This window comes from Leifsonia araucanica (genome assembly GCF_051161895.1).
Lineage (GTDB): Bacteria > Actinomycetota > Actinomycetes > Actinomycetales > Microbacteriaceae > Leifsonia.
Window position 1 is genome coordinate 500,385 of record NZ_JBMBTW010000002.1, and the last position, 13,349, is coordinate 513,733.

Here is a 13,349-nt window from a genome sequence, read left to right on the forward strand (position 1 = left end):
CGGATGTCAGCGCTCAGCATCGGCCGTGTACGAGGACGGTAAGGAGACCGTGAACGCCGCCCCGCCCTCCGCGGCCGGCGCGACCGCGATCGACCCGCCGAGGCGGCCGACGAGCCTGCTCGCGATCGAGAGGCCGAGGCCGGTCCCGACCGAGCGGACGTCGCGGTAGCGGGCGTGCAGCGCCCCGCGCTCGAAGGCCACCGCTGCGTCCTCCGTGCTGAGGCCGGGGCCTCCGTCGCGGACGGCGATCCGGATGCCGTCCGCCTCCCCGGTCGCCGCCACCACGATGGGCGCGCCGGCCGGTGTCACGCGCATCGCGTTCTCGATCAGCCCGTCCACCACCTGGCGCAACCGCATCTCGTCGGTCGTGACGGGGACCGGCGCATCCGGGATGTCCGCCCGGAGAGCGACGCCCGCCCGGGCTGCCGCCCCGCTCCAGGCCGCGACGGCCCGCTCGACGGTCCGGCGCGCGTCGAAGCGCTGGCGGTCGATGGCGAAATCGTCCGCCTCCAGCCGGGCCAGCTCCAGCAGGTCGCCGAGGAAGCGGCCGAGCCGTTCCGACTCCGCGGTCAGTGTGCTGCCGACTCCGGCCACGTCGTCCGGAGCGACGACGCCGTCCGCGAGCGCCTCGGCGTATCCCCGGATGGCGGTCAGCGGCGTGCGGATCTCGTGCGACACCGAGAGCAGGAACTCCCGCTGCCTGTCCTCGCTCACCGACAGCGCCGAGTCCAGACCGCGGAGCGCGCCGGCGATGTCCTCGATCTCCGCGACGGACTCGTCCGCGATGGCGACGCCGCGGCGGCCGGCGGCGAGGTCGCGCGCACTCCCGGACAGGCGGCGCAGCGGCCTCCCGATCAGCCGGGCGAGCAGCACTCCGGCCACGGTCGCCACGGCGAGGCCGATCACGAGCGCGACGACCAGCCAGCGCACCAGGTCCGCGTTCGCCGCCGCGATGTCGGCGACCTTCCGCACGCCGACGATGCCGCCGCCGTCCGCGCTCGGGATGCCGACGAGCACAGCATCCGTGCCGCCGAGCGTCGTCGTGGCCGACACCGACCGTCCCGCCTGCAACTCGTGCACGACGGACGGGTCGACGGATGCGCGGGCGCCGCCCGACACGCTGCCGTCGGGGGAGACGACGGCGAACCGGTCGCCGAGCGCCGCCAGCCTGGCCGCCGCGACCCGCGACCCGCTCGCCCGGGCGGCGACGAGCGCCGTGGCCTGCGCCTTCAGTTGCTGCCGCGCCTGATCCTCCGCGACGCGCTGCACCACCTGCAGGGAGACCAGCGCCGTCACCAGCACGGCGATCAGGCCCACCGCGAATGTGGCGAGCATGATGCGGCCGGAGAGCGAGCCGCCCCAGGAGCGAGCCCGGCCGCGGTCCGCCGCCGCGTCACGCATCCTGTTCCGCAGCGCTGTATCCGACCCCGCGCACCGTGCGGATCACGTCGGACGCCCCGCGCAGCTTCACCCTCAGCTGCGCAACGTGCACGTCAACGGTGCGGCTGCTGCTGTAGTCGGCGACACCCCAGACCGAGGAAAGCAGCTGCTCCCTGGTGAACACCCGTCCCGGCTGGGACATCAGGTGCGCGAGGAGGTCGAACTCGGTCGCCGTCAGCTCGACCCTGACCCCGGCCACATCCACGCGTCGGCGCTCCTGGTCGAGCGTCACGACGCCTACCCGTCGCTCCTCCGACCCGTCGCGCACGTGAGAGCGCCGGATCAGCGCCCGCACGCGGGCGACCAGCTCGCGGGGCGAGAAGGGCTTGGTCAGGTAGTCGTCCGCCCCGAGTTCCAGGCCCAGGATGCGGTCCACCTCGTCGTCGCGCGCCGTCACGAACACCACCGGCGTCCAGTCGCCGCGAGCGCGCAGCGTGCGGCACAGCTCGAGCCCGTCGAGCCCCGGGATGCCGATGTCGAGCACGATCGCCGCCGGCCGCAGCCGCGCGACGGCATCCAGCGCCGCCGCCCCGTCCGTCTCGACGTGCACGCCGTACCCGGCGTTCGAGAGGTAGAGCCGTTCGAGGTCGACGATCGTCGACTCGTCCTCGACGACCAGCACCAGGCCCTTGTCTTCCCGCACGGTCCCATCTTCACCGCGCGCGTGCCGGCCCCGGCGCGATTCGCAGGCGCCTTACCGCTTCTTTACATTCCGTTCTCACACCGCGCATCCGGTAGACTGTCCGGAGCGAAGGGGAGTATCCCGGACGACCCACGACGGGTCGGCGCTGTGGACGTCATCACGGTTCGAGTCTTCGAACCCGGGCACAGCGGCACCCGAACGATGGGTGCGGGAGAGACTTTCGGACCCGTTGCCGGTGCCCTTCGAAAGGTTGTCCCCCCGTGGAGCTTGCTCTTCCCGCATGGTTCGAAATCGGATCCATGATCGTCCTGCTGCTGATCCTGGCGTTCGACCTGCTGATCGTGTTCAAGCGGCCGCACATCCCGAGCCCCAAAGAGTCGACCCTGTGGGTGTCGTTCTACGTGGCGCTCGCGCTGCTGTTCGCGCTCGCGATGCTCCTGATCGGAGACGCCGAGCATGCCGGACAGTTCGTCGCGGGCTGGCTGACCGAGTACAGCCTGAGCATCGACAACCTGTTCGTCTTCGTCATCATCATGGCGAGGTTCTCCGTGCCGAGGAAGTACCAGCAGGAAGTGCTGATGGTGGGCATCATCATCGCCCTGGTGCTGCGCGGCGTCTTCATCATCCTGGGTGCGTCGCTGATCGCCACGTTCAGCTGGATCTTCTACATCTTCGGTGCGTTCCTGCTCTGGACGGCCATCCACCAGGCGCTCAGCAAGCACGACGACGAGGAGGGCACGAAGGACAGCTGGTTCGTGCGCTTCACCCGCAAGCGCCTCAAGGTGTCCGACCAGTACGAGGGCAACAAGCTGCGCACCACGGTCAACGGCACCAGGATGTTCACCCCGCTGATCATCGTCTTCCTCGCGCTCGGCACGACGGACCTGCTGTTCGCCCTCGACTCCATCCCGGCCATCTTCGGAATCACACAGAGCCCGTTCATCGTGTTCGCCGCGAACGTCTTCGCGCTGATGGGGCTGCGGCAGCTCTACTTCCTGCTCGGGCACCTGCTCGACAAGCTCGAATACCTCAAGTACGGGATCGCGTTCATCCTGGCCTTCATCGGCGTCAAACTGGTGTTCCACGCGATGCACGAGAACGAACTGCCGTTCATCAACGGCGGCCAGCACATCGAGTGGGCGCCCGACATCAGCACGATGATGTCGCTCGGAGTGATCGTCGGGGCGATGGCAGTCGCTACGATTGCAAGTCTGGTGAAGCTGAAACTCAGCGGAACCTCCGTCGCCGATGCCATCCACGGCGACGATCAGGACGACGTGGACGACCAGGGTGGCGCATCCGGAGCGGACAGCACCGGGCGCGCACCGGCCTCGGCCGCGAAGACGCAGGAGGAAACCGGTACATGACGTCAACCGTCGGCGTGAGCGTACGCAGCGATGTGGGTGCGGTACGACGCGTCAACGAAGACAGCATGATCGCGGCCGATCCAGTGTTCGCCGTCGCGGACGGGATGGGCGGGCACGCCCGCGGGGACGCCGCCAGCCAGACGGCGGTGGAGTCGCTCGCCCGCACCCTCCCGGCCGGCACGCGGCCGACGCCGGAGGAGGTGATCGCCGCCATCGACGAGGCCAACGCCGCCGTGCGTTCGCTGTCGAGCGCCGACGAGTCCGGCGTCGCCGTCGCGGGCACCACCCTCACCGGCGTGGTGCGAGTGCGCGTGCAGGAGACCCTCGACGAACAGTGGATGGTCGTCAACATCGGCGACTCCCGCGTCTACCTCTGGGACGGCAGGGCGCTCACCCGCCTGAGCGTCGACCACTCCGCGGTGCAGGAGCTGGTGGACGCCGGCCTCATCACGGAGGCGCAGGCCGCCGTGCATCCCGAACGCAACGTGATCACCAGGGCGCTGGGAGCGGAGGACTTCGTCGACACGGACTCGCTGCTGCTACCGGTGACCGGGCGGCAGACGTTCCTGATCTGCTCCGACGGGCTCACCAAGGAACTCTCCGACGAGACCATCGCGCGCATCCTCGCCGACGGGGGAGCTGACATCGCCGACCGGCTGGTGGATGCGGCCATCGCGGCGGGCGGGCGCGACAACGTCACCGTGGTCGTGGTTGAATCGACGGCGGGGGACGCGGAACCGGCATCGGATGTCACGAAGGACAGGCCGGAGGGAAGCCGCTCTCTCGAAGACACGCAGCCGAGAGGGTAGGTTTCACCGACGTGTTCGACGTTCAGCAGACGACAGCCGGGGACTGGGCGGTGGTCGCCGCCGGAGCGCGCGCACTCATCGTCGAAGGGCAGGACGCCACGGCGCTGCGCGGCCTCGCCGCCGCCGTCTCCTCCGGGTTCGCCGAGACGCTCGAAGCGCTCGCGGCCGACGGGTTCGCCCGGACGCCGTCGTTCGGCCTGATCGAGGGTGCGACGGGACGCGCGATGATCGCCGTCCGTGGCCCGGTGACGGCGACCGTGCACACGCACGAGGGGGAGCGCAGCATCGACGCCGACGGCGTCTCCACCTGGCTGGAGCAGCAGGTGGCGGAGGCCACCTCGGTGACGCTGGCCGTCACGGGGATGGCGGACGGTGCGGCTTCTCGCCCAGCTCTGCCGCTGGCCGACGGGATCGTGTGGGCGGCGGGCGTGAGCTGGGGCGGCCAGACTGCGGCGCAGGCCGCCGTTCCCGTCGCAGCTCCGGAGGCGAAGCGTGCCCCGATCACGGCCCCGGTGCTGGTGGAGGCGCCAGCGGAGCCGGAACAGCAGCCGGAGCCGGAGCCCGTGCTTGTTCCACAGGCGGAGCCCGAGGTCGAGGCGGGCGAGACCCGCATCCCGGACGCGACTCTCAGTGAGGTGACCCACACAGACGCGGCCGAGGCGGACGCGACCGGTTACGACCACCTGTTCGGCGCCACCATGATGCGCAGCGTCGAGGACGCCGCCGTGCGCCCCGCGGAGGAGGCGGAGCCGGCGCGCATCGACCTGCCGCGGTTCATCACCGACTCCGCCCCGGCCCGCCCGAGTGCGGAGGCGGGCGACCATGACGGTCTCACGATCATGTCCGGCAGCCTCGACGGCCTCCGCGCGCAGGACAGTGCGCAGCACACTGCGGCGGACGGCGCGCAGGATGCGCAGCCGCCCGCCGCTCCGTCCCCGCGCTTCTTCGTCGACCTCGCCGACGGCAGGCGCGAATACCTGGAGCCGCCCATCGTCGTCGGCCGCGCTCCCGTCGCCTCCACGACCGCGCGCGGTCCTGCGCCGCGGCCGGTGACCGTCGACAGTGCGGAGCGCGACATCTCCCGGTCGCACACCACCATCGCGGTCGAGGGCGACACGGTCGTGGTCACCGACCTGCACTCGCGCAACGGCACCATGATCGTCCTGCCGGGCAAGCCGCCGCAGAAGCTGCGCAGCGGCGAGCCGACCGCCGTCATCGCGGGCACCGTCGTCGATCTGGGCAGCGGTGTGACGCTCACGGTCGGTGAGGACGCATGAGGCGTCTCGCCTCCCAGCCGCCCGCGCTGCCGGGCTTCCACTTCATCCGGCTGCTCGGCTCCGGTGGGTTCTCCGACGTGTTCCTGTACGAGCAGGAGCTCCCGAAGCGCAGCGTCGCCGTCAAGGTGCTGCTGACCGACAGCGTCGACGACGCCGCCCGCGCCCGGTTCGTGGCGGAGGCGAACGTGATGGCGCAGCTGTCCGCACATCCGTACATCGTCACCATCCACCACGCGGACGTGTCGGCGGACGAGCGTCCGTACCTGGTGATGGAGTACTGCTCCGGTCCGTCGCTCGGCGACCGGTTCAAGCGGGAGCGCTTCACCGTCGAGGACGCCCTGCGCACCGGCGTGCGCCTGTCGAGCGCCATCGCGACCGCGCACAGCGTCGGCATCCTGCACAGGGACATCAAGCCGGCGAATGTGCTCACCACCGACTTCGGCTGGCCGGCGCTGACCGACTTCGGCATCGCCTCCGCGCTCGAAGAGCTTCCGGTGCACACCGCGTCGCTCGGATCGCTGCGCGGCGGCGACGCGGACACCGGGACGAGCGGCAGCCGGTCGGTGGGGCTGAGCGTTCCGTGGTCGCCCGCCGAGATGTTCGACGACGACCCCCAGCCGGATGTGCGCAGCGACGTGTTCTCGCTGGCGGCGACCATCCACACCATCCTCGCCGGGCGCACGCCGTTCGAGGTGCCGGGCCGCGCCAACGGCACGCTCGACTTGATCGGCAGGATCGAGCGCGGGATGATCACCCCGATCGACAGGGACGACCTGCCCCCGTCGCTGGTCGCCGTGCTGCGCAAGGGCATGGCCACCAAACGCGACGACCGGTTCGCCACGGCGGTCGACTTCGCCAGGGCGCTGCAGCGGGTGGAGCTGGAACTCGGGTTCGCCCCGACCAGCATCGACGTGCCCAACCTGCGCGTGCTCGACGAGTCGCCCCCGGCGTCCGGAGAGGACGAGACGCGCGCCCGGTCGGTGCAGACCGTGGACGCACAGGGGCTCCGCCCCGCAACGCGGCCCTCTCCCTCCCCGACGGCGAACGAGCGCACGGAGACGCGACCGGGGCTGGTAGAGGTGCCTCCCGAGCTTCTGGCCGGTCCGACCGTGGTGCGCGGCGCCATGCCGACCGTGCATCCCGAGCAGCAGAGCGAGTCAGCGCCCGTCGAGCACACGATGCTGCGGCCACGCGGCGCCGCGGCGACGGCGTCCGGCGAAGCGGAGGGGACGGACACCGATGCGCCGGATGCGGAGCACGAGCCCCGCGTATCCCGCCCCGGCACCTCCCGTCCCCGCTGGCTGCTTCCAGTGATCGCGGCCGCCGCTGTCCTCGTGGTCGCCGGCGGAGTGCTCGCCGCCGTGCTCGTCCCGTCACTGAGCCCCGCTGCCTCTCCGACGCAGCGCGCCGGCACGGATCAGGACGGGACGATCGCCGTCACCGTGGTGCCCCCGCCCACCCTTGTCTCCGCCACCAGGGACGCGTCGGGCACGACGGCGACGATCGTCTGGAAGACGGCCAAGCCCGAGAAGGGCGACCAGTATCAGTGGGTGCGCGAGGGCACGACGGACCCTCCCACCGTCACCGCCACCCCGAAGGCGCAGCTGACCGGGCTGACTGCAGGCGTCCCCGTCTGCATCGATGTCGCCACGGTGCGCTCCGGCCGCACCTCCGAACCGCTGAAGGCGTGCGCCAAATGAAACCGCTGACGGTCGACTACTGCGGTGAGCTGTACACGGTCACCGGGCCGGACGAGTTCGGCATCGGGCGCGAGGCCGATCTGAGCATCGACGACAACCCGTACCTGCACCGCCGCTTCCTTACCATCAGCAGCGACTTCGGGATGTGGTGGCTCTCCAACGTCGGGACGCTCCTCACCGCAACGGTCAGCGACTCCACCGGCACCGTGCAGGCCTGGCTCGCCCCGGGGGCGAAGCTGCCGATCGTGTTCCAGACCATGCACGTCATGTTCAGCGCCGGGGCCACGACGTACGACTTCACGATCAGCAGCGAGGACGACTTCTTCAACACGGCCGTGACCGTGAACGACTCCGGCGGGTCGACCACGATCCTGCCGGTGACGCTCACCACGAGCCAGCGCCAGCTGATCGTCGCCCTCTCGGAGGGCGTGCTGACCCAGGCCGTGCCCGGCCGCGGCACCATCCCGACCTCGGCGGAGGCCGCTGCGCGCCTGGGCTGGAGCATGACCACGTTCAACCGCAAGCTCGACAACGTCTGCGACAAGCTCGACAAGCTCGGCGTCGCCGGGCTGCGCGGCGGCAAGGGCAAGCTGGCCACCAATCGCAGGGCCCGGCTGGTGGAGTACGCGGTCACCACCCGCCTGGTCGGGCTCGACGATCTGGCGCTGCTCGACGCGGAGAAGGAGAAGGAGCAGGGCTCGGCGCCGGACGCCGACGACTGATCCTCCTCGGGCATCCGATGGGCAGCACTGCCCATCGGCCTGCGCGCTGCGCCGTGTTAGCGTAGTCGTCGTCTCGTACCCGGGGGGATTTTAGAGTTTTGGTATCGCTGAGCGCATGGATACGGAAGCGTAAGACGCTCGCATCCGTCACCGCTCTCGCCGTGGTCGCGGGAGTCCCGCTGACCATTGCCGTGCTCCACAACGGCTTCCCGGTGAACGCCGTCGACCTCGATACCCGCGACGTCTGGGTGACCAACGGCGACAAGCTGATGGGCGGGCGTCTCAACCACCAGATCAACGAACTGGATGCAGCGGTCACCGGGGCGAGCTCCGACCTCGACGTGCTCCAGGACGGCTCCGCGTACTTCCTCACCGACGCACCGCACGGGACCGTGGACAAGATCGACCCGGCGTTCGTCTCGCTCGGCGGCCGCATCCAGATCCCGGAGAAGTCGCAGCTCGGCTACGGAGGGAACACGCTCTCCGTGCTCTCGCCGGCCGGGCAGCTCTGGGTGCTCGACGCGAGCGGCCGGCTCGACTTCGACAAGACGAAGACCAGGCCGGCGGCCAAGGTCGGCCAGGATGCACAGCTCGTCGTGACCAAGTCGGGCACCACCTTCGTGGTGGCGCCGAGCGGCAAGAAGCTCTACACCGTCGAGCATCCGGGGGCGGAGCCGACGACGGCGTCGTTCCCTGTTCCCGGACGGTTCCAGCTCTCCGCCGTCGGCGACCGGCCCGTCGTGCTCGACACGCAGGGCAACCGGATCGTCACGGCGGACGGGAAGACGGTCGACCTGCCCGCCAAGGGCCTGAAGCTGCAGCAGCCGAGCGCCGACGACCCGTCTGCGCTGGTCGCGACGGCGTCGAGCCTGCTCAGCGTCCCGCTCGGCGGGGGAACCGTCGTCGCGCATCCGGCCGGTGCGACGGCAGCCGGGGGAGCGGCCGCGGTCTCCGCGCCCGTGCGCCTCGGCAGCTGCTCGTACGGCGCGTGGGCGGGCTCGGCCCGCTATCTCTATGCCTGCGATGGGAAGAAGGACATCGGCGTCGACATCGACCAGCCGGTGAAGGGCGACGACCTCGAGTTCCGCGTCAACCACGGCGTGATCGCCCTCAACAACCTCCGGGACGGCAACGCCTGGGTGGTCTCCTCCAACATGCGCCTGGTGCAGAACTGGGCGCAGCTGAAACCGAACGAGACCACCGTGCAGGGCGACACCGGCGAGGAGAAGCCGGTGCTGCAGTCGTTCTCCGACACCCTCGCTCAGCGCACGAAGGTGAACAGACCGCCGACCGCTGTTCCGGATGCGTTCGGCGTGCGCCCCGGCCGCTCCACCGTGCTTCCCGTGCTCGCCAACGACACGGACCCGGACGGCGACGTGCTCACGATCTCGGACGTGTCCGCCATCCCGGCCGCTCAGGGCACCCTCGAACTTGTGGAGGGCGGGCGCGCCATCCAGTTCACCCCCGGCGACGGGCTGAGCGGCACCATCTCGTTCCGGTACACGGTCGACGACGGGCGAGGGGGCACCTCCTCGACGCAGGTGGATGCGACACTGCACCAGCCGGCGCAGAACGCCGCCCCCGCCTCCACGAGGGCGAGCACGGCGCAGGCCGAGGTCGGCCAGTCCGTGAAGTACGACGTCCTCAACGACTGGCTCGACCCGGACGGCGACGACCTCTCGCTCGTGTCCGCGGCGGCCACGACCGAGGACGACGTCCAGTTCAAGCCGAACGGCGAGGTGACCTTCACCAGCAAGACCGGGCAGACCGGCTCCAAGGAGGTCAAGGTCACCGTCTCGGACGGCAAGAAGAGCACGACGGGCAGCCTGCTCATCACGGTGAAGCCCGCCGGATCGCTCGACCCCGTCGCCGTGCCCGACTTCGGCGGCGGGTTCACCGGCAAGCCGGTGGTCGTGCATCCACTGGACAACGACCAGTCGCCGTCCGGGCAGCCGCTCAGCCTGGTAGGCGCCTCGATCGACGGCCAGGCGGCCGCCGACGTGACGACCGACGCCGCGCGCGGCACCGTCACCCTCCTCAGCAACGCGCCCGGCGAGTTCTACGTGACGTACACCCTGGGGGCCGGGCCGAAGTCGACCACCGGGCTGATCCGGGTCAACGTGGTCGCCGACGGCGGCTCGGACGCCCCGCCCGTCGCCGTCACGGACACCGCATACGTGCGCCCGGGCGAGCCGACCTCGGTCAGCGTGCTCGACAACGACGTGTCCCCGTCCGGGCGGGTGCTCGTCGTCCGGTCGGTCACCGCGGCCAAGGGAGCAGGCGACCTCAACGTCGAGGTGCTCGACAACGCGATCGTGAAGATCACGGCGCCGACCGTGCTCGCCGAGCAGGTGCAGCTGGTCTACACCGTCTCCGACGGCATCCACGAGGCGAAGGCGGGCATCACCGTCGTCCCGGTCCCTCCGCTGGTCACCCACCAGCCGCCGATCGCCGTCGACGACACGGTGACGGTGCGTGCCGGAGACATCGCGACCGTTCCGGTGATGGACAACGACTACTCGCCGGACAACGCTCCGTTCTCGCTCGACCCCGCCCTCCGCGATGACGCGGCGGCGGGCAAGGGCGCCACCGCGTTCGTCAGCGGCAAGACCGTGCGATACCAGGCGCCGACCCAGCCCGGCCAGTACAGCGTCGTCTACGGCGTGACGGACAAGCTCGGCCAGAAGGCCCAGGCCACGGTGAGCTTCGTGGTCACGGCTCCGGACAAGGGCTCCGACAAGGCGCCGCGCCCGCAGCCGCTCACGATCAGGGCGTTCGCCGGATCGACCGTGCCGGTGGACGTGCCGCTCGACGGCATCGACCCGGACGGCGACTCCGTCACGCTCGCCGGGCTCGGCACGCAGCCGACCCTCGGTCGCATCTCCGACAGCTCGAGCACGTCCTTCACCTACGAGGCGTACCCGGATTCGGCGGGCACGGACACGTTCACCTACCAGGTCAAGGACACCTACGGGAAGACGGCGACCGGCACGGTCAGCATCGGCGTCATCCCGCGCCCGACCTCCGTGCAGCCGCCGATCGCCGGGAACGACCCCGTGCAGGTGAAGCCGGGACGCACCGTCTCCGTTCCGGTGCTCGACAACGACTCCGACCCCAACGGGTACACCATCGCCGTGCAGAAGAAGCTGCTGCAGGTGGATGCGGGCCTCAAGGCCTCCGTGCACGGCAAGGTCGTCCTCGTTACCGCCCCGAAGACCGAGGGCGCGTACATCGTCCGCTACCAGATCAGCAACGGCCAGGGCGGTGTCGCGAGCGCCTTCATCCAGGTGACCGTCACCCCGAACGCCAAGGAGCAGTACCCGTCGGCGGTCGACCACCTGATCGAACCGGATGCTGTCGCCAACAAGGACAGCGTGAAGGTGGATGCGCTGGCCGGGGCGACCAACCCCTCCGGCCTCGTCGAAGACCTCACGGTCGCCGTCACCGGCCCGAACGCGGGAGCGGCCGAGGTGGGGGCCGGCGGCGCGATCACCGTGCATCCTGCGGCCAAGCGGCTCGCCATCGCCTACCAGGTGAAGGACCCGGTGACCGGCCTCACCGGCGACGCCTTCATCATCGTGCCGCCGAAGGGCGACGCCACGGCCCCGCCGACCATCGCGAAGTCGCTGCCGCAGCAGATCGTCGAGATGGGCGGGAGCAAGACCTGGAAGCTGTCGGACATCCTGGATGTGCCGTCCGGCAGGGCGGTCAAGCTCACCGGCGCCAGCGGGGTCAGCGCGACCAACAGCACGGGCGCGTCGTCCTACGGCGACGAGCAGACGCTCCGCTTCACCGCTGCGAAGGACTACCGGGGTCCAGCGGCGATCACGTTCAAGGTCAACGACGGACGGGATGCAGGCCAGACCACGGACCGGATCACGACGCTGGTGCTGCCGATCACCGTCGGCAGCCCCGACCAGTCGGATGTCGCGCCGACCTTCACGTCGCCGAGCGAGAAGATCGAACCGGGGGAGGCTCCGCTGACGATCGACCTCCGCGCGTCGAGCTTCCACCCGAACCCGGCGATCCTGGCGAAGCTCACGTACTCGAACCCGCAGTGGGCGAACAAGCAGATCCAGGTGGGGCTGAACGGCTCGTCGCTGTCCCTGTCCGCGCCCCTCGGCGTGCAGCCCGGGCAGTCGACGACGGTCGCGGTCACGATCAGTTCGGGGACGCACACGATCACGGGCACCGTCAACGTGCAGGTGGTGAGCTCCAACCGGCCGGTCGCCAGCCAGAAGAACCCGCCGCAGACCCAGGAGCTGCAGCGCGGGAAGTCGGTGACCCTGAGCGGCGCCGCGAGCGACTCGGCGTGGGTGAACCCGTTCCCCGGGCATCCCCTCACCATCACCGATGCCAAGGCCGGCAGTGCTCCGTCCGGGGTGACGGTGACGTACACCGGGTCGTCGATCACGGTGAGCGCAGCCTCCGGTGCGGCGATCGGCGCGGTCAACATCGTCTACCACGTGCAGGATGCGACGAAGGACCCGAAGCGCACGGCCGCGGCCGTCGGGCAGTACCGCGTGACCGTGCACGACGTGCCGGACAAGCCGGGTGCCCCCAGCAACGCCAAGGCGAGCGACGGGCAGGCGACGGTCGACATCGCCGCGCCAGCGAACAACGGCAAGCCGATCGACCAGTACGAGGTGCGCGGCGGCCCGAAGGCCGTGACCACGAGCTCGATCGGCCAGGTGACCATCGGCGGGCTGACCAACGGCACGGCGTACTCGTTCACCGTCAGGGCGCACAACGCGGACGGGTGGAGCCAGCTGTCGGCGCCGAGCGCGTCCGTCACGCCGTACGGGACCCCACAGGCGGTCAGCGGCGCGACGATCAGCGCCGACCAGTACGCGCCGAGCGACCTGCGGCTGAGTTGGAACGGGCTGTCCGACCCCTCCGGCACGGGCGGCGGTTCGGTGACGTACCAGTGGCGGCTCAACGGCGGAGCGTGGAACAACACCTCGGGAACGACCGCGACGGTGTCGAACCAGGGCGTCGGCGACTACTCGTTCCAGGTGCGCGCCGTCAACGACCACAGCAACAAGACCGGTGGCGCTGACACCTCCAACACGGTCTCCGTTGCGAAGAAGCCGGACCCCCAGCCGTCGATCGACCTCTCCCAGGGCGACCTGGAACCCGGATATGCGCACAGCTTCACCTACGACGTGACGCTCAACCACTTCGGCGCGAACACGCGGTACACGATGAACTTCTACTGCAACGGCGGCAAGCTCACCAGTGAGTCAATCACCACCAACGGCAGTGGATACGCGCACTACCGAGGCGCGCCGAACGGGCTGCACGCGTACTGCGGATACAAGGGTGCGTATGTGACGGCAGGCGGCGTGCAGAGCAGCGTTCAGGACTGGTCCCCGTAAAGAATGGATGGAA

Annotated in this window: 8 protein-coding genes; 6 read left to right on the forward strand and 2 right to left on the reverse strand. The window is 70.3% G+C overall.

All coding sequences use genetic code 11. The annotated features are described in order from the left end of the window. Positions 1-6 precede the first annotated feature (6 nt). Positions 7-1,401 (reverse strand): sensor histidine kinase, encoded by a 1,395-nt coding sequence (locus ACN6M5_RS02360; protein WP_434948382.1) that lies wholly within the window; start codon positions 1,399-1,401, stop codon positions 7-9. Continuing rightward, positions 1,394-2,083 carry a response regulator transcription factor gene (locus ACN6M5_RS02365; protein ID WP_434948383.1) on the reverse strand — a complete coding sequence of 230 codons (690 nt, stop codon included), beginning with the start codon at positions 2,081-2,083 and terminating at the stop codon, positions 1,394-1,396. Before ACN6M5_RS02365 ends, ACN6M5_RS02360 begins: the two co-directional genes overlap by 8 nt. Positions 2,084-2,343: 260 nt before the next feature. Between ACN6M5_RS02365 and ACN6M5_RS02370 the strand changes: the two genes are divergently transcribed. From ACN6M5_RS02370 to ACN6M5_RS02395, 6 genes are all read left to right on the forward strand, one after another. After that, positions 2,344-3,450 (forward strand): TerC/Alx family metal homeostasis membrane protein, encoded by a 1,107-nt coding sequence (locus tag ACN6M5_RS02370; RefSeq protein ID WP_143465958.1) that lies wholly within the window; start codon positions 2,344-2,346, stop codon positions 3,448-3,450. Next, positions 3,447-4,259 (forward strand): PP2C family protein-serine/threonine phosphatase, encoded by an 813-nt coding sequence (locus ACN6M5_RS02375; RefSeq protein WP_168689248.1) that lies wholly within the window; start codon positions 3,447-3,449, stop codon positions 4,257-4,259. The genes ACN6M5_RS02370 and ACN6M5_RS02375 overlap by 4 nt, the downstream gene beginning before the upstream one ends. 11 nt (positions 4,260-4,270) lie before the next feature. Next, positions 4,271-5,536: an FHA domain-containing protein gene (locus ACN6M5_RS02380; protein ID WP_434948384.1), complete on the forward strand. Its 1,266-nt coding sequence runs from the start codon at positions 4,271-4,273 to the stop codon at positions 5,534-5,536. Next, positions 5,533-7,236 carry a serine/threonine-protein kinase gene (locus ACN6M5_RS02385; RefSeq protein WP_434948385.1) on the forward strand — a complete coding sequence of 568 codons (1,704 nt, stop codon included), beginning with the start codon at positions 5,533-5,535 and terminating at the stop codon, positions 7,234-7,236. The genes ACN6M5_RS02380 and ACN6M5_RS02385 overlap by 4 nt, the downstream gene beginning before the upstream one ends. After that, complete coding sequence (locus ACN6M5_RS02390; protein WP_168689251.1) at positions 7,233-7,958, forward strand: hypothetical protein; 726 nt, start codon at positions 7,233-7,235, stop codon at positions 7,956-7,958. The genes ACN6M5_RS02385 and ACN6M5_RS02390 overlap by 4 nt, the downstream gene beginning before the upstream one ends. Positions 7,959-8,119: 161 nt before the next feature. Beyond that, positions 8,120-13,336: an Ig-like domain-containing protein gene (locus tag ACN6M5_RS02395; protein ID WP_434948386.1), complete on the forward strand. Its 5,217-nt coding sequence runs from the start codon at positions 8,120-8,122 to the stop codon at positions 13,334-13,336. The last annotated feature ends 13 nt before the right edge of the window (positions 13,337-13,349 follow it).

What these genes read in the sequence shown, in the direction of transcription:
- ACN6M5_RS02360 (WP_434948382.1), bottom strand. Translation starts at nt 1,401, where the DNA reads ATGCGTGACGCGGCGGCGGACCGCGGCCGGGCTCGCTCCTGGGGCGGC.
- ACN6M5_RS02375 (WP_168689248.1), top strand. Translation starts at nt 3,447, where the DNA reads ATGACGTCAACCGTCGGCGTGAGCGTACGCAGCGATGTGGGTGCGGTA.
- ACN6M5_RS02385 (WP_434948385.1), top strand. Translation starts at nt 5,533, where the DNA reads ATGAGGCGTCTCGCCTCCCAGCCGCCCGCGCTGCCGGGCTTCCACTTC.
- ACN6M5_RS02390 (WP_168689251.1), top strand. Translation starts at nt 7,233, where the DNA reads ATGAAACCGCTGACGGTCGACTACTGCGGTGAGCTGTACACGGTCACC.